The following is a 16,099-nucleotide window of genomic DNA, read 5'->3' as shown; positions in this document are numbered from 1 at the left end:
AAGCACCATGCGCCGTTATCTCCCCGACACCTTTACCATCCTCCTGATGCTGACAGTCGCTCTCGCAGCGGTTTTGCCCATCGACGGTACCGCCGCGGCCTGGTTCGCAATCGCGACAAAGCTGGGTGTCGGCCTGATCTTCTTTCTTCATGGCGCACGGCTTTCGCGCGAGGTCGTCATTGCCGGCTTCCTGCATTGGCGGCTGCACCTTGCGATTCTCTTTTCGACTTTCGCCCTTTTCCCGCTCATCGGACTCCTCATCGGTTTCGTCCCGCCATGGATCCTGCCGCCGTCGCTCTATACCGGCATCCTTTTCCTCTGCGTTCTGCCCTCGACGGTACAGTCGTCGATCGCATTCACGTCGATGGCCGGCGGCAATGTTCCGGCAGCCGTCTGCGCCGCATCGGCCTCCAACATCTTGGGCGTGTTCCTGACGCCGCTTCTCGTCGGCATCATCTTCTCGGCCGGCGGACATGGCGGCGTATCGCTCGACGCGATCGAACAGATCCTCCTGCAGCTGCTTGCCCCCTTCGTCGCAGGCCAGATCCTGCAGCCCTGGATCGGCGACTGGATTCGCGCCCGCAAGAAACTGCTCGCGCCGGTCGACCGCGGTTCGATCCTGATGGTCGTCTACCTGGCTTTCAGCCAGGCCGTCACGGCCGGCCTCTGGCACGCCTTCACGCTGAGCGACCTTACGATCCTCATCGCTATCGAGATCGTCCTCCTCGCGCTTATTCTGGCGGCCACCACATTCGGTAGCCGGCTGCTCGGGTTCGACCGCGCGGACGAAATCGCCATCACCTTCTGCGGATCGAAGAAGAGCCTGGCGAGCGGCATTCCGATGGCAAGCGCGATCTTCGCCGGGCAGAACATCGGCATGATCGTTCTGCCGGTCATGCTGTTCCATCAGATTCAGTTGATGGCCTGTGCGGTCATTGCCCAGCGCTATGCCGCCAAGGCGGCAGAGCTCGAAGGAACCGCTGTCCCGGCTACCCTCACCTGAAGAGCACAAACGAAACGGCGCGTCTCCTTATCAAGCCTCGGTATCGTGGGATGACAGGAATCGAGAGACCGTTTCCAGGCACAAGGCCTTCTCCTCCACATGCGGCATGTGGCTGGAATGCTCGAACAGCACCCATTCGCAGCCCTTCACGCGATCCACATACGGCTTGACGACGAGCGGCGTGGCTTCGTCGTATTTTCCGGAAATCAAGAGGGTCGGCGCTTCGATCCGCATCAGCCGGTCCTCGATCGTCCAGTCCTTCATCGTACCTATTACGTGGAACTCGGTCGGGCCGTTCATGTTGCGATAGACCGTATTATCTTCGTCCATGATCGCAAAGGTGCGCGCGACTTCCGCCGGCCACGGCGTGACGCGGCAGACATGGCGGTCGTAGAAGACGCGAGAGGCGGCGATGTATTCCGGATCGGTAATCGTGCCGGCCTGCTCATGCCTGAGCAGCGTATTCTGAACCGCCTGCGGCAGTTCCTCGCGCAGGCGATTGGCTTCCGCCACCCAGGTATGCATGTTGGCTGGCGAATTGGCGATGACCAGCGCCTTCAGCCCCGCAGGCTTTAAAACCGCATGTTCCGCACCCAGCATGCCGCCCCAGGACTGTCCGAGAAAGGCATAGCGATCCTGGATGCCCAGATGCTTCAGCAGCGCGTCGAGTTCCCCGAGGAACAGGGCGGGCGTCCAGAAATCCGGGCCCTTGTCCGGAAGGCGCGTGGAGTTGCCGTTGCCGAGCTGGTCGTAGTGAATGACGGCGCGTCCGTCGATCTCGCTGATCCCCTTGAAGGAATCCACGTAGTCATGGGTGCAGCCCGGTCCGCCATGGGCAACGACGAGCGGCAGCTTGCCGCTGCCGAGCGAACCGGTGATGCGATACCAGGTCTGGTATTCGCGAAAGGGCAGGAAGGCTTCCTTCGACGCGACGGCGGCCACGTGCATCTCCATGTCTGACGGACAACGGAGGCAACATAACGCGGGGTTTCAAGCCGTGGCAGCTATCACAAGTTATAGGATGGGCGCTCTTCGAGCAGGCGGTAGTGCGTGGCGCGCACAACCGCCTGGGTTCGGTTCTTCGCACCGAGTTTCTTGGCCGCGGCGTTGAGGTGCATGACGACAGTCGGCACAGAGCGGTGGATGATACGGGAAATTTCCTTGGCCGAGTGGCCCTCGGCGGAATAGCGAAGGCATTCGCGCTCCCGCTCCGTCAGCCTCGCGGTGCCGGCACTGAAGGCCTGCGCGTCGAACAGCGAATAGGCCGCCTCGTGAAACACATGGGCGAGCAGGTTGAAATCGGCGATGTACCGCAGCGCATGCCCCTCGAATGCGCGGTTGCCGCCGAAACGCACACCCGTGACGGTCGCATAGTCGCCGCGCGGCATGTGGACCGGAACGGTGACGCCGGTCGACATGTCCCGTTCGCTCAGGTAACGGGCGACAGGCGCCGTATCATCGCTCATGAAGCGCCTGATCAGCGTGTCCGCAGCGGGATCATAGTTCCAAAAGAACGGCGTCGACGTGCGCAGCGCCACCTGCTGCACGGGATCGATGCGGAAATAGCCGCGATCGAACCAGTAGTCGTGCATGTCCTCCGAGATGTTGCGAAGTTTCAGCAGCGACGGGACCATGATCGTGCCGTCGAGATCGCGGGGCACCGGCGTATAGTCGTAGATCAGAGCCTCGAAGCCGATCGACTTCATCGCCTCGAACACCTGGTCGATACGGCCATCCAGCGTGTCGTGCGCGGTGAACTGGTTCCTGATCGTCCCGAGTTCGTCAAACATCCTTGTCTCCGGTCCGGTCACTGGCCAACCTATCACTTCTTATAGCTGGGCGCCGACTGGCGTTTCGGATAAAATTTAGCCGTGCTCAATTATTGAGCAAGCAGTTTCTTTGCCGGGGCGGTCAATGTGGCGTGATATCGAGCCGGAGGCGCGACACGAAATCGAAGTCGATGGCTACAAGGTGGTGGCCTACAGCTTCGGTTCGGGCCCGGAGACCTTGTTCTGCCTGAATGGCGGGCCGGGGCTACCCTGTGACTATCTGCGCGAAGCCCATTCGTGCCTCATCGACGAGGGCTATCGCGTCGTCGCCTTCGATCAGCTCGGCACCGGCGCCTCCGACCGCCCGACCGATGCTTCGCTCTGGACGATCGGCCGGTATGTCGAGGAAACCGAAACTGTTCGCAAGGCGCTGGGGCTCGGCAAGGTGCACATGCTCGGCCATTCCTGGGGTGGCTGGCTGGCGATCGACTACGCGCTGACATACCCGGAAAACCTGCAGACGCTGATCCTGGAGGATACGGTCGCCGACATGCCGCACCTCGTCACCGAGCTTGAGCGGCTGCGCGCCGCGCTCGGTCCGGAGACCGTCGCCATGATGCAGAAGCACGAGGCGCAGGGCACATACGATCATCCCGAATATATGGCTGCCATCACCATCCTGAACTATCGCCATGTGTGCCGCCTGCCGGAATGGCCCGCACCGGTACGCCGGTCCCTGGACGACTGGAACATGGGTCCCTACGGCACGATGCAAGGCCCGAACGAGTTTCTCTACATCGGCAATCTCAAGGACTGGAACCGCATTCCCGACCTCCCCGGCATTAAGGTGCCGACGCTGATCACCACGGGAGAACACGACGAGCTCACGCCGGCCTGCGCGCTGAAGATGAAGCTGGCCATCCCGGATGCCGAGCTCAGGGTTTTTGCCAATGCAAGCCACATGCCGTTCTACGAGAACCCCGCGGACTATTATCCTGCGCTGATCGATTTCCTGTCGCGGCACAGGCCGAACTGATGCAAAACATGGCGAGAGACATCCGAACAAGACGGAGGCGCGGGCATCGCCATGCATCGCTATAGGTTCGTTCTCACTCGACCTTTGCAGTTCCTGCCGGTCATCTTCGGGATCAGCATCATAACCTTCATTCTGGTGCGGCTCATCCCCGGCGATCCGGCGCGCAACCTGCTCGGAGCCCGCGCCACCCCGTCGGCCATCGCCAAGATCCGCGCCCAGTACGGCCTCGACGAGCCGATGTGGCAGCAATATTTCTACTTTCTGAAGAATCTTGCCGATGGCGAGATGGGCAAGTCGATCCTCTACAAGATCGATGTCCTGAAGCTTATCGCCACACGTGTCGAGCCGACCATCGCGCTCGTGCTGTCGAGCGTCGTTCTGGCGGTTCTCATCGCCGTGCCCATGGCGGCGCTTGCAGCGCGTAATTCCGGCAAGGCGCCGGACCATATCGTCCGGGTTGTTTCCACATTCGGCATCGGGTTTCCGCCGTTCTGGCTCGGCCTGATGCTGATGATCCTTTTCAGCGTCAAACTGGACGTGCTGCCGGTGTCCGGCTACGGGGCGACCTTCGGCGACAAGCTCGCCCATCTGATCCTGCCGAGCCTGACGGTCGCTCTTTCCCTGTCGACGGTGCTGGTTCGCAGCCTGCGCGCGGCAATGATCGAGTCCCTGAAATCAGACGTGGCGACGGCCGCCCGCGCGCGCGGCATGCCTGAGCGCATCGTCTTCTGGCGGCATGTCGTTCCGAATTCGCTGGTGCCGACCATCAACCTTCTGGCGGTCAACATCGGCTGGCTGATCGGCGGCACGGTCGTGGTCGAAAGCGTCTTTGCCCTGCCGGGCATGGGACAGTTGCTGGTACGCGCCATCTTCTCGCGCGACTACATGGTCGTGCAGGGTGTCGCCATGGTGTTTGCCTGCGCCACTGTGCTCGTCAACTTCATCGCCGACATCGTCACCGTCGCCGTCGATCCGAGGGTGAAACTATGAGCGCCGGTACGGTGTCCTCGTCGCCGGCCGGCTGGCGGTTGCTCTTCGGCCGGCGGCTGGCCCTCGTCATTGGCGCGGGCATCCTGCTGTTTTTCCTGCTGCTGGCGATCGGCGCACCCGTCGTCGCCCCCTATGACCCGATCCTGCAGAACGGCGCAGCCCGCTTGCAGCCGCCGTCGCTTCTGCATCCGTTCGGCACCGACAACTTCGGCCGCGACCTCCTTTCACGCGTCATCTGGGGCACACGCATCGACCTGCAGATCGCCTTGATCGGCGTCGCCTTCCCCTTCGTCATAGGAACGATCGTCGGCACCATCGCCGGCTTCTTCGGCGGCATTGTAGACGCGCTGTTCATGCGCCTCGTCGACATCATCCTCGCCTTTCCATTCCTCGTATTGATGCTGTCGATCATCGCCATTCTCGGTCCGGGCCTCGGCAGCTTCTATATCGCCATGGCGCTGGTCGGATGGGTTTCATATGCCCGGTTGATCCGGGCACAGATTCTCGTTCTGAAGAACAGCGACTATGCCGTCGCCGCCGTCAGCCTCGGTTTCGGCCGCTTCCGCATCATGTTCCGGCACTTGCTACCCAATGCCATTGCCGGCTCGATCGTCTTTTCCATGTCGGATGCCGTCCTGGTGCTGCTGAGCGGGGCCGCCGTCAGCTATCTCGGTCTCGGCGTCCAGCCGCCGGTTGCCGAATGGGGCGTCATGGTCGCGGAGGGCCAGAGCTTCATCACCACCGCCTGGTGGATCACGCTGTTTCCCGGGCTGTCGATCGTCAGCCTTGCCTTCGGCTTCAGCATGCTGGGCGACGCGCTCGGCGAATTGCTCGGAGTGCACGAATGAGCGCCGCCGTCCTGTCTGTCCGCGCCCTGACCGTGAAGGCGCATCTCCAGGGAGAGACGCGCACGCTGCTGGATGGCATCTCGCTCGACCTCGCCAAGGGCGAGATCCTCGGCCTCGTCGGCGAAAGCGGATCGGGCAAGAGCCTGTTCTGCCGCGCGCTGGTTCGCCTCCTGCCATCATCCCTGCTGAAGATCGAAGGCGGTGCGGTTCTCCTCGGAGGGCGCGACCTCACGGCCGTCACCGACGCCGAGATGCTGGAGGTGCGCGGCGCCGAGATCGGCATGATCTTCCAGAACCCGACCAGCCACCTCGACCCGGTCATGCGCATCGGCGACCAGATCGCCGAGGGCATCCGCTACCATCAGGGCCTCGGCGGCCGCGATGCGCGGGCGGCAGCGGTCGAGATACTGGGGCAGATCGGGTTCCCTGAACCCGTCCGCCAGTACGACAGCTACCCGCACGAGCTTTCCGGCGGCATGCGTCAGCGGGCCATGATCGGCGTGGCACTGTCCTGCAGTCCGCAAATCCTCATAGCCGACGAACCGACCACCGCCCTCGACGTGACGATCCAGGCGCAGATCCTGAAACTCCTGATGGACATCCGCGACAGGCGCGGCCTGTCGATCATCCTCATTACCCATGATCTCGGCATCGTGGCGCAGACCTGCGACCGCATTGCCGTGATGCGCGGCGGAAAGCTGCTGGAACAGGGTCCTAAACGGACGATCCTGTCCGCACCGCAGGACCCGTATACAGTTCGCCTCATCCACAGCCATCCATCCATGCCCGAGGCGGTGCTCCCCGCCACCAGTCTCCCAGCGCCCTCACATGGAGCGACAAGGCCGCTTCTGGAGATCGATGACTTGCATGTGCGCTTCCCGTCGGGCGGCAGCCTTTTCAGGGGAAAGAACGCCAGGACCGTCAGCGCCGTTTCGGGGATCAGCCTGCGGATCATGCCCGGCGAAACGGTCGGTATCGTCGGCGAATCCGGCAGCGGCAAAAGTACGCTTGCCCGCGCCATGCTGAGCCTGACGCCGATTTCCGGCGGTCACGTCAGCTTCGACGGTATCGATCTTTCTCAGCAGAGGGGTGCGGGTCTCACCAGGCTGCGACACGAGTCCGCCATGGTCTTTCAGGATCCGTTCAATGCATTGAACCCGCGCCTGACCATCGGCCAGACTCTTGCTGAAGTTCTGAAAGTGCAGAAAAAGATCGGCGGAGCCGACATTCCGGCACGCATCGGCGAGCTGCTGGACCTTGTCGGCCTCGAGCGCGAATTCGCCCATCGCAAACCGCGCAGCATGAGCGGCGGCCAGTGCCAGAGGGCGGGCATCGCCCGTGCCCTTGCCGTCGACCCGAGACTGATTATCGCCGACGAATGCGTCGCAGCACTCGATGTCACGATCCAGGCGCAGATCGTCGACCTCTTCCGCAAGCTCGCCCGCGACCTTAACCTCACGCTGATCTTCATCGCCCATGACCTCGCGATCGTGCGCAACCTGTGCGAACGCACCGTGGTGATGCATCGCGGAGAGATCATCGAGGAGGGCCGCTCCGAGGACGTCTTCTCCCGGCCGAAACATCCCTACACCGCCGCATTGATCGCCGCGATCCCCGACATCGATCCCGACAGGTCATTACTCGGCCATACCGATGCGCCGCCGGTGGAGCCGATCCAGTCCGTCAAACGCCTGCCATAATAACGAAGGGAACGAACGATGACCAAAAGGTGGAACAAAATCGGCCGGGCCGCTTTCGCAGCCGCCCTGATGCTGAGTGCCGGTTACGCGGAGGCCGCCGGTATCCTCTCCATCGGCCGCCGCGAAGATTCAACGACTTTCGATCCGATCAAGTCGGCCCAGAACGTCGACAACTGGGTGTTCTCCAACGTCTTCGACGTGCTTGTCCGCGTGGACAAGACCGGCACCAAGCTGGAGCCTGGGCTCGCCGAAAGCTGGACCCTTTCCGATGACGGCCTGACCTACACGTTCAAGATCCGCGACGCGAAGTTCTCGGACGGCTCGCCGATAACGGCCGAGGATGCCGCCTTCAGCTTGCTGCGCATACGCGACCACGAAGGCTCTCTGTGGAGCGACAGCTACAAGATCATCGAAACCGCCCAGGCGGCCGATCCAAAGACTCTGGTCGTCAAGTTGACGACGCCCTCCGCACCCTTCCTGTCGACGCTTGCCCTTCCGAACGTCTCGGTGCTTTCCAAGAAAGCCGTCGAGGCTGGCGAGGACGCTTTCGCCGAACTGCCGACGGCATCGTCCGGCGCGTTCACCGTCAAGGAATGGCGGCGCGGCGATCGGGTGATCCTCGAAAAGAATCCGAACTTCTGGCAGGCGGATCGTGTGAAACTAGACGGCGTCGAATGGATTTCCGTTCCGGACGACAACACGCGCATGCTGAACGTGCAGGCCGGCCAGCTCGACACAGCGATCTTCGTCCCGTTCTCGCGCGTCGAGGAGCTGAAGAAGGACCCGAACCTCACGGTCCACATCGACACCTCGACCCGCGAAGACCATCTGCTCATCAACCATGAGCACGGCATGCTTGCCAAAAAGGAAGTGCGCCAGGCCCTGGATATGGCGATCGACAAGAAGGCGATCGTCGACACGGTCACGTTCGGCATCGGCACGGTCGCAAATTCCTACATCCCAAAGGGCTCGCTCTATCACTACGACGCCAACTACCAGTATCCTTACGATCCGGAGAAGGCCAAGGCGATGCTGGCCGAGGCGGGGGCATCCGACCTGACGCTCAACTATGTCGTAAACGCGGGCAACGAGGTCGACGAGCAGATCGCGGTGCTGCTGCAGCAGCAGTTTGCCAAGGCGGGCGTCACGGTCAATCTGCAGAAGGTCGACGCGAGCCAGAGCTGGGACATGCTGGTCGCCGGCGACTACGATATCTCGGTCATGTACTGGACAAACGACGTCCTCGATCCGGACCAGAAGACCACCTTCGTGCTCGGCCATGACACCAATATGAACTACATGACCCGCTACAACAGCGAAAAGGTGAAGGAGCTTGTCGCAGCGGCACGTCTGGAACTCGATCCGGCAAAGCGTGAGGCCATGTACGTCGATATTCAGAAGACGGCGAAGGATGACGTCCACTGGATCGACCTATACTACAGCCCTTATCTGAACGTATCGCGCAAGAACATCGAGAACTTCTACCAGAACCCGCTCGGCCGATTCTTCCTGGAAGACACGGTGAAGAACTGACGGTTAGCTAGCCGGTCACAGGCATTCCCGGAAAACGCCAGGGGTTTTCCTGCAGCAAAAACGGCGCCCTTTCGGGCGCCGTCTTTCTTTCGATCCTGTTTCCGGACTCAGGCGGTCTGCGCCTCGATCTGCTTCGGCTGCGAAGCCGCCGCGGTGATCTCGATCCGGCGCGGCTTGGCCGTTTCCGGGATATTGCGCAGAAGATCGACGTGGAGCAGGCCGTTCTTCAGCGAAGCGGACTTGATCTCGACGTGGTCGGCAAGCTGGAAGCGGCGCTCGAAGGCGCGCTTGGCTATGCCGCGATGAAGAAACTGGGTTTCCTCACCCTTCTCTTCGCTCTTTTCGCCCTTGATCGTCAGCGTGTTTTCGCGCGCTTCGACCGAAAGCTCGCTTTCGTCGAAACCGGCAACGGCCATGGTGATGCGATAGGCGTTTTCGCCGGTGCGTTCGATGTTGTAGGGCGGATAGGTCTGCGACTGATCCGGCTGACCAAGGCTATCGAGCATGGTGAACAGGCGGTCGAAGCCGACAGTGGAGCGGTAGAGGGGAGAAAAATCAAAATGACGCATGATGTCGTCCTCCATAAGAGCAACGGTTGCGATATCTGGCCTGCCACCCCGTTCCGGCTGTGGCTCGACCGGTGAACGGACCCTTCTTCGGCGCCCGCGGAGAAGACATGGGAATGCCCGCGCACGAGTTCAAGAGGAATGCCGCCAGCGCATCCTGAACAATAGATGAACGAGGGGTTCGGTCGTCGTTCAGCCGCCGTGGGCTAGAAAGGAGACACTGGGTCTTCCCAGGGCTGAAGTGACATGTCCCTTCTCCCTTCAGCGGCCGGAAACGGTGATCGTCCGGATTTCATCCACCGTTTCCGGCTTTTTTCTTTGACGGGTGGCGGGCCGCCGCCTATCCCTACTTGCATGTTCCTTCTGGCCCACGCCCCATGACCACGCTCCTTCATTCCATGCCGGAAAATCCGATGCCGGGCGATCCGGTGGTTGGCTTTTTCGACGGAGCCCGCAACCGCAAGATCCGCTACGCGGTGTTCAGGTCGAAGGCCCCGGTCATTCGCGGCACCATCGTCCTGCTGCAGGGTCGCAACGAGTCGATCGAGAAATACTTCGAAACGATCGGCGATCTCATGGCGGCCGGTTTCTGGGTCGCGACCTTCGACTGGCGCGGACAGGGCGGCTCCGAGCGGCTGTCGCCGCAATGGACCCACGGCCATGTGGAGGATTTCACCGATTACGAGCGCGACCTGACGATTTTTCTCGATGAGATCGTCCTTCCCGACACCCGCCTGCCCTTCTCGATCGTCGCCCATTCGATGGGGGCGCTCGTCGCCCTGTCGCTCGCTCCCATGCTCGCAAGCCGCATCGACCGGATGGTGCTGCTTGCCCCCTTCGTCGGTCTGGGGGGCCAGGCGATCGGCGAACGGGGTATCGCAGCGATCGCGACGGTCATGCGCTGGATCGGCCTCGGTAGGCTGGCGCTGAGTTCCGACAAAGGCAACGGTACCCCTTTTAGGGGCAATGTTCTGACCGCGGACGACCGGCGCTACGCCCGCAACCTGGCGCTCATCGATGCGCGTCCGCAACTGCGGGTCGGACCGCCGACGGCCCGCTGGCTGAGCGAAGCCTTCCGAACGATCCGGCGCGTCCTCAAGCACGAACATCTGACGAGGATCACCATACCGGCCGTCATACTCGCCCCGACGGCCGATAAGCTCGTGCCGTATCTCCCGGTCGAGCGGTTGGCCAGCAATTTCCGTGCAGGGCATCTGATCCCGATCGACGGCGCGCGGCACGAACTCCTGCAGGAGGCCGACCGCTATCGCGCCCAGGCGATGGCCGCGATCCTGGCCTTTCTGCCGGGCGCCGATGCGGAGGACCCCGCGTCCCTGCCGCGACAGTTGGAAGAGGCTTAAACCCGACCCTTGAGCGCCTCAAGCGCCTGCGCATGCAATTCGCGGCTGCCGGCAGCGATGATTTCGCCGCCCATTTCCGCCGGCCCGCCCTGCCAGTCGGTGATGAACCCGCCCGCCTGCTCGATCAGCGGAATGAGCCCGCCGACGTCGTAGGGCTTCAGGCCGCATTCGACGACGAGATCGACATGGCCGGCTGCAAGCAGCGCGAAGGCATAGCAGTCGCAGCCGTAGCGGAAGAGCCGCACCTTCTCCTGCAATGCCTCGAAGCGCTCCTTGAGCTCGCCCGTGTAGAGGTGCGGGGATGTCGTGAACAGAACGGCATCCGAAAGCGCATGGCAGGGCCGCGTGGCGAGCACCCTCTCTCCGTCAGGTCCCCGATAGAGCGCCTTCTCGCCGTCGGCGAAAAAACGCTCGCCGGTGAAGGGCTGGTCCATCAGCCCCATGACGGCCTTGCCGTTCCGGTAGAGGCCGATCAGCGTGCCCCACACCGGCAGGCCGGAGATGAATGCACGGGTCCCGTCGATCGGGTCGATGACCCAGACGAGTTCGCGGTCGAGACCGATATTGCCGTGCTCTTCGCCGAGAATGCCGTGTTCCGGAAAGCTGCTCTCGATCAGCGCGCGGATCGACGCCTCAGCCGACCTGTCGGCTTCCGTCACCGGGTCGAAGCCGCCTTCGAGCTTGTTGAGAACACTCGTGCCAACCCGAAAGCGCGGCATGGTTTCGGCCTTGGCGGCGTCGGCGAGACGGTCGAAGAAAGTACGGTCGGGCAGCATGTCGCTCTCTGCGAGGGAGGAGGTTCGATCTGAATAGACGAAATTCAGGGAAAGGCAACGACCGGACCGGCGCCGGCAGTCGCTGAATGGGCATGTCGAAAGAGCGCACCCTGCACCGATACGAAAGTCTGCATCTTCGAATCTTGACAATTGTGCACCGCAGCATTACAGTTTTTCTGCAGTCACTCGTGGCTGCAAATACCCTCCTTGGGTGTTTCCTCCCTAGACTTGACCGCGCCGCTGGCGCGGTTCTTTTTGAGCAGCGTTCCGCCGCCGGGCGCTCAAAAGCCTTTTCGAATTGTCATTCCGCGGCCAGCGGCAGATAGGCGCCGAAATCCTCGACGTGCCGCGCGAGCGCCGCGATGAAGGTTGCGAGGTCGGCCTCGAGAGCTGCGAATCCCGGTTTTTTGATCAGGGTTGCTTCGTCGACATAGAGGCCGCGGTTGATTTCGATCTGCAACGCATGCAGTCCGCGCGTCGGGCGGCCATAATGTTCCGTGATGAAGCCGCCGGCATAGGGCTTGTTGCGCGCGACCGCATAGCCGAGCTGCTCCAGAAGCTCCACCGCCACCCGGGACAGTTCCGCCGCCGCGCTCGTTCCGTAGCGATCGCCGATAATGAAGTCCGGGCGATGGCCGCTTCCCGGCAGATGCACGTTGCCGGGCATCGAGTGGCAGTCGATGAGGATCGACATCCCGAACTCGACATGGGTGCGGGCGATCAGCTTTCTGAGCGTCGCATGATAGGGCTTGTAGATCGTCTCGATGCGCTCGAGCGCCTGCTCGACCGGAAAACGGCCACGATATATTTCCATATTCTCGGCGACGAGGCGCGGCACGGTGCCGAGGCCGCCGGCGACGCGCATAGAACTGATATTGGCGTGCGGCGGCAAGGCGCCGTCGAACATGCGCGGGTCGAGTTCGTAGGGTTCGCGGTTTACGTCCAGGAAGGCACGCGGGAAATGCGCCCGGAGCAAGGGCGCCCCCAGAAACGTGACGCTGCGGAACAGTTCATCGACAAAATGGTCTTCGGAACGGCGGATGGAATGCGGATCAAGGCGCGACTGGTCGAGAAAGAACTGGGGATAATGCCGGCCGCTGTGCGGGGAGTTGAAAACGAAAGGTATCCTCTGGCTTGCGGGTTCCAGAACCTCGAAAAACTCCCACTCAACCGCTTCCCCCATCGGAACCCTTTTTACCATGTCCGGTTCTTGCTATTCAGATCATGTTGCCAGTTGGTCGCCTCTGTGTCCATAGTGGCCGCCCGCTGGTTCAAGGGACTTGATCGCGCCCGTTCACCAGATATTTACCATGTTGCGGTTTGCTGAGCTGCCGCAATCCACCAGCACCCAGAAGAAGTAGCCACGGCCAGATATGACTGCGAAAATCCTCCTTGCCGAAGACGACAACGACATGCGCCGGTTTCTTGTGAAGGCGCTGGAAAAAGCCGGCTACAAGGTTCTTTCCTATGACAACGGCGCCAGCGCCTATGACCGGCTTCGCGAAGAACCCTTTTCGCTTCTCCTGACCGACATCGTCATGCCGGAGATGGACGGCATCGAACTCGCGCGCCGCGCGACCGAACTCGATCCCGACCTGAAAGTGATGTTCATCACCGGCTTCGCCGCCGTTGCGCTGAACCCGGATTCCAAGGCGCCGAAAGACGCCAAGGTCCTTTCCAAGCCCTTCCACCTGCGCGACCTCGTCAACGAGGTCAACAAGATGCTGGCCGCCTGAGCAGCGAACATATGTGCGCCGCAGCTTTCCGGCGCACCCTTCGCCGAAGGCCAAAGACTCGTTCCGCGCAAGCATTGCCTCGAAGCCGCCCTCGATCACCAGCATCGAGGGCGGCTTCTTATTTCAATGCCTTAGCGCTCTCGCCGGAACGTCGGGATGTCCGAAAGGAACGCCGATACCCCTGAAATCACGCCGCTCAGACCCTGCGCAATTTCTGCCAAAAAACCTTCGAAAAGCCTATTGACGCGGGCGCCGGTTTTGTGGTCTATGCGCCGCATCGGATGGGCGTGTAGCTCAGCGGGAGAGCACTACGTTGACATCGTAGGGGTCACAAGTTCGATCCTTGTCACGCCCACCATCCAAGTTTCAAAAGGGCTTACGGGAAACCGCAAGCCCTTTTTCAATTCCCCCAACCTCCACTGCACGCGCCGGCCGACACAAGCAACTGAAGCCGAGACCGGAACTTTGAACGGCGGCGATTCTGCTAGCCTGTCGAAAGCGCGCGGGTTTTCCGAAGAGTTGTCACGCGTTCTTCATGTTCGCCTGTTAAGAGATACCTACCTCGCCATTGACCACGGATGTACTGGCATTGGCTGAAGGTGTTGAGGAAGGTCGGGTTCAACCCGGCCTTTTTTCTTGCGTGGAGCCGCGCCGGCGCTGGCGCGCGCCGCCCGGAAATAATCTGGCGCGGAAGATGACGCGCGCGCAATTTTGCGCTACTACCCCCTGCAACGGCGCTCTGCGATCGCCACATCCGCCTAATGACATTCGTCCGTGAAGGAACACGTTCATGCCTGCCTATCGCTCCCGCACCACCACCCACGGCCGCAACATGGCCGGCGCCCGCGGCCTCTGGCGCGCGACGGGCATGAAGGACAGCGACTTCGGCAAGCCTATTATCGCGGTGGTGAACTCGTTCACGCAGTTCGTGCCGGGCCATGTGCATCTGAAGGACCTCGGCCAGCTCGTCGCGCGCGAGATCGAGGCGGCCGGCGGCGTCGCCAAGGAATTCAATACGATCGCGGTCGACGACGGCATCGCCATGGGCCATGACGGCATGCTCTATTCGCTGCCCTCGCGCGAGATCATCGCCGACAGCGTCGAATATATGGTGAACGCCCATTGCGCCGACGCCATGGTCTGCATCTCCAATTGCGACAAGATCACCCCCGGCATGCTGATGGCGGCATTGCGCCTCAACATTCCGGCCGTCTTCGTCTCCGGCGGGCCGATGGAGGCCGGCAAGGTGGTGCTGCACGGCAAGACGCATGCGCTCGACCTCGTCGACGCTATGGTCGCGGCCGCCGACGACAAAGTCTCCGACGAGGACGTCCAGATCATCGAGCGCTCCGCCTGCCCGACCTGCGGCTCCTGCTCCGGCATGTTCACGGCCAATTCGATGAACTGTCTGACCGAGGCGCTCGGTCTGTCGCTGCCCGGCAACGGCTCGACGCTCGCGACCCATGCCGACCGCAAACGCCTGTTCGTCGAGGCCGGCCACCTCATCGTCGACCTGGCGCGCCGCTATTACGAGCAGGAGGACGAGCGGGTGCTGCCCCGCAACATCGCCACCAAGCAGGCCTTCGAGAACGCCATGGCGCTCGACATCGCCATGGGCGGCTCGACGAATACGGTGCTCCACATCCTTGCCGCCGCCTATGAGGGCGAGATCGACTTCACCATGGACGATATCGACCGGCTGTCGCGCAAGGTCCCGTGCCTGTCGAAGGTCGCTCCGGCGAAAGCCGACGTGCACATGGAAGACGTACACCGAGCCGGCGGCATCATGTCGATCCTCGGCGAGCTGGACAAGGGCGGCCTCATCAACCGCGACTGCCCGACAGTCCACGCCGAGACGCTCGGCGACGCGATCGACCGCTGGGACATCACCCGCACGTCGAGCGACACTGTCCGAAAATTCTTCCGCGCCGCTCCCGGAGGCATTCCGACGCAGGTCGCCTTCAGCCAGGAGGCACGCTGGGACGAGCTCGATACAGACCGCGAAAACGGTGTCATCCGCTCGGTCGAACATCCCTTCTCCAAGGATGGCGGCCTCGCAGTACTCAAGGGCAACATCGCGCTCGACGGCTGCATCGTGAAAACCGCGGGCGTGGACGAGAGCATCCTGAAATTCTCCGGCCCGGCGCGCGTCTTCGAGAGCCAGGACGCAGCCGTGAAGGGCATCCTCGCCAACGAGATCAAGGCCGGCGACGTCGTCGTCATCCGCTACGAGGGGCCGAAGGGCGGACCGGGCATGCAGGAAATGCTCTACCCGACGAGCTACCTGAAGTCGAAGGGTCTCGGCAAAGCCTGTGCGCTGATCACCGACGGACGCTTCTCCGGCGGCACCTCCGGTCTTTCGATCGGCCACGTCTCGCCCGAAGCGGCGAATGGCGGAACGATCGGGCTGGTGCGCGAAGGCGACATGATCGATATCGACATTCCGAACCGCACCATCAGTCTGCGGGTGGACGAGGCCGAGCTTGCCGCACGCCGCACCGAACAGGATGCCAAGGGCTGGAAGCCGGTCGAGCAGCGCAAGCGCCGGGTGACGACCGCGCTCAAGGCCTATGCGGCCTTCGCGACATCGGCCGACCGCGGCGCCGTGAGAGATCTGGGCGACCGTTAAGTCGAGCATTTCACTGTTTCATGGAAACACTGAAATGCTCTACCGTTTGACCCAACGCACTTCCGGACGGAAAACCGTTACACACTTTTCCTGGAAGTGCTCTCAACAGCATTGCAGCTGTCCCAAAAGGCTCCCGCCGCAACGGGAGCCTT

At 62.2% G+C, this 16,099-nt stretch carries 14 protein-coding genes and 1 tRNA gene; 10 read left to right on the top strand and 5 right to left on the bottom strand.

Features of this window, described 5'->3' with window-relative positions; all coding sequences use genetic code 11:
- Positions 1-7: 7 nt before the first annotated feature.
- Complete coding sequence (locus M1D34_RS00840; protein ID WP_027992140.1) at positions 8-1,003, top strand: bile acid:sodium symporter family protein; 996 nt, start codon at positions 8-10, stop codon at positions 1,001-1,003.
- Between the two features lie 30 nt (positions 1,004-1,033).
- Here M1D34_RS00840 and M1D34_RS00835 read toward each other — a convergent pair whose 3' ends face one another.
- On the bottom strand, positions 1,034-1,957 hold the full coding sequence (locus M1D34_RS00835; protein ID WP_027992141.1) for a proline iminopeptidase-family hydrolase: 924 nt from the start codon (positions 1,955-1,957) through the stop codon (positions 1,034-1,036).
- A 53-nt stretch (positions 1,958-2,010) separates the two neighbouring features.
- Positions 2,011-2,793, bottom strand: coding sequence for a LuxR family transcriptional regulator (locus M1D34_RS00830; RefSeq protein WP_028009818.1), 783 nt, complete (start codon positions 2,791-2,793; stop codon positions 2,011-2,013).
- A 124-nt stretch (positions 2,794-2,917) separates the two neighbouring features.
- Between M1D34_RS00830 and M1D34_RS00825 the strand changes: the two genes are divergently transcribed.
- From M1D34_RS00825 to M1D34_RS00805, 5 genes are read left to right on the top strand one after another with little or no spacing between them, the layout of a single operon-like run.
- The gene (locus M1D34_RS00825; protein WP_498780226.1) at positions 2,918-3,808 is read left to right on the top strand and encodes a proline iminopeptidase-family hydrolase; all 891 of its coding nucleotides are present in this window, start codon (positions 2,918-2,920) and stop codon (positions 3,806-3,808) included.
- Between the two features lie 51 nt (positions 3,809-3,859).
- Positions 3,860-4,798, top strand: a complete 939-nt coding sequence (locus M1D34_RS00820) for an ABC transporter permease (protein WP_010970213.1) — start codon at positions 3,860-3,862, stop codon at positions 4,796-4,798.
- Positions 4,795-5,646, top strand: coding sequence for an ABC transporter permease (locus M1D34_RS00815; RefSeq protein WP_107608384.1), 852 nt, complete (start codon positions 4,795-4,797; stop codon positions 5,644-5,646). The genes M1D34_RS00820 and M1D34_RS00815 overlap by 4 nt, the downstream gene beginning before the upstream one ends.
- Entirely contained in the window at positions 5,643-7,346 is a 1,704-nt protein-coding gene (locus tag M1D34_RS00810) for a dipeptide ABC transporter ATP-binding protein (RefSeq protein ID WP_498780223.1), read from the top strand. Before M1D34_RS00815 ends, M1D34_RS00810 begins: the two co-directional genes overlap by 4 nt.
- An 18-nt stretch (positions 7,347-7,364) precedes the next feature.
- Positions 7,365-8,879 (top strand): ABC transporter substrate-binding protein, encoded by a 1,515-nt coding sequence (locus M1D34_RS00805; RefSeq protein WP_498780221.1) that lies wholly within the window; start codon positions 7,365-7,367, stop codon positions 8,877-8,879.
- Between the two features lie 107 nt (positions 8,880-8,986).
- Here the strand turns inward: M1D34_RS00805 and M1D34_RS00800 are convergent, their stop codons facing one another.
- The gene (locus M1D34_RS00800) at positions 8,987-9,448 is read right to left on the bottom strand and encodes an Hsp20 family protein (RefSeq protein WP_003531141.1); all 462 of its coding nucleotides are present in this window, start codon (positions 9,446-9,448) and stop codon (positions 8,987-8,989) included.
- 374 nt (positions 9,449-9,822) lie between these two features.
- Between M1D34_RS00800 and M1D34_RS00795 the strand changes: the two genes are divergently transcribed.
- A complete protein-coding gene (locus M1D34_RS00795) occupies positions 9,823-10,806 on the top strand; it encodes an alpha/beta fold hydrolase (protein WP_003531142.1) in 984 nt (327 codons plus the stop codon).
- Here M1D34_RS00795 and hisN read toward each other — a convergent pair.
- Both hisN and M1D34_RS00785 read right to left on the bottom strand, forming a co-directional pair.
- Positions 10,803-11,582 (bottom strand): histidinol-phosphatase, encoded by a 780-nt coding sequence (gene hisN, locus M1D34_RS00790; protein ID WP_498780218.1) that lies wholly within the window; start codon positions 11,580-11,582, stop codon positions 10,803-10,805. The genes M1D34_RS00795 and hisN overlap by 4 nt on opposite strands.
- Positions 11,583-11,883: 301 nt before the next feature.
- Positions 11,884-12,765 (bottom strand): N-formylglutamate amidohydrolase, encoded by an 882-nt coding sequence (locus tag M1D34_RS00785; RefSeq protein ID WP_003531144.1) that lies wholly within the window; start codon positions 12,763-12,765, stop codon positions 11,884-11,886.
- 190 nt (positions 12,766-12,955) lie between these two features.
- Between M1D34_RS00785 and cpdR1 the strand changes: the two genes are divergently transcribed.
- The 3 genes from cpdR1 (at position 12,956) to ilvD (ending at position 15,947) form a co-directional block, all read left to right on the top strand.
- Positions 12,956-13,318: a response regulator CpdR1 gene (gene cpdR1, locus M1D34_RS00780; RefSeq protein WP_003531148.1), complete on the top strand. Its 363-nt coding sequence runs from the start codon at positions 12,956-12,958 to the stop codon at positions 13,316-13,318.
- 283 nt (positions 13,319-13,601) lie between these two features.
- Positions 13,602-13,676 (top strand) — tRNA-Val (locus tag M1D34_RS00775).
- 432 nt (positions 13,677-14,108) lie between these two features.
- A complete protein-coding gene (gene ilvD / locus M1D34_RS00770; RefSeq protein WP_010970221.1) occupies positions 14,109-15,947 on the top strand; it encodes a dihydroxy-acid dehydratase in 1,839 nt (612 codons plus the stop codon).
- Positions 15,948-16,099: the final 152 nt, after the last annotated feature.

It is taken from the genome of Ensifer sp. D2-11, from assembly GCF_054161295.1.
The sequence above is the reverse complement of the archived record's forward strand: the minus strand, read 5'-3'. Positions and strand labels throughout refer to the sequence as shown.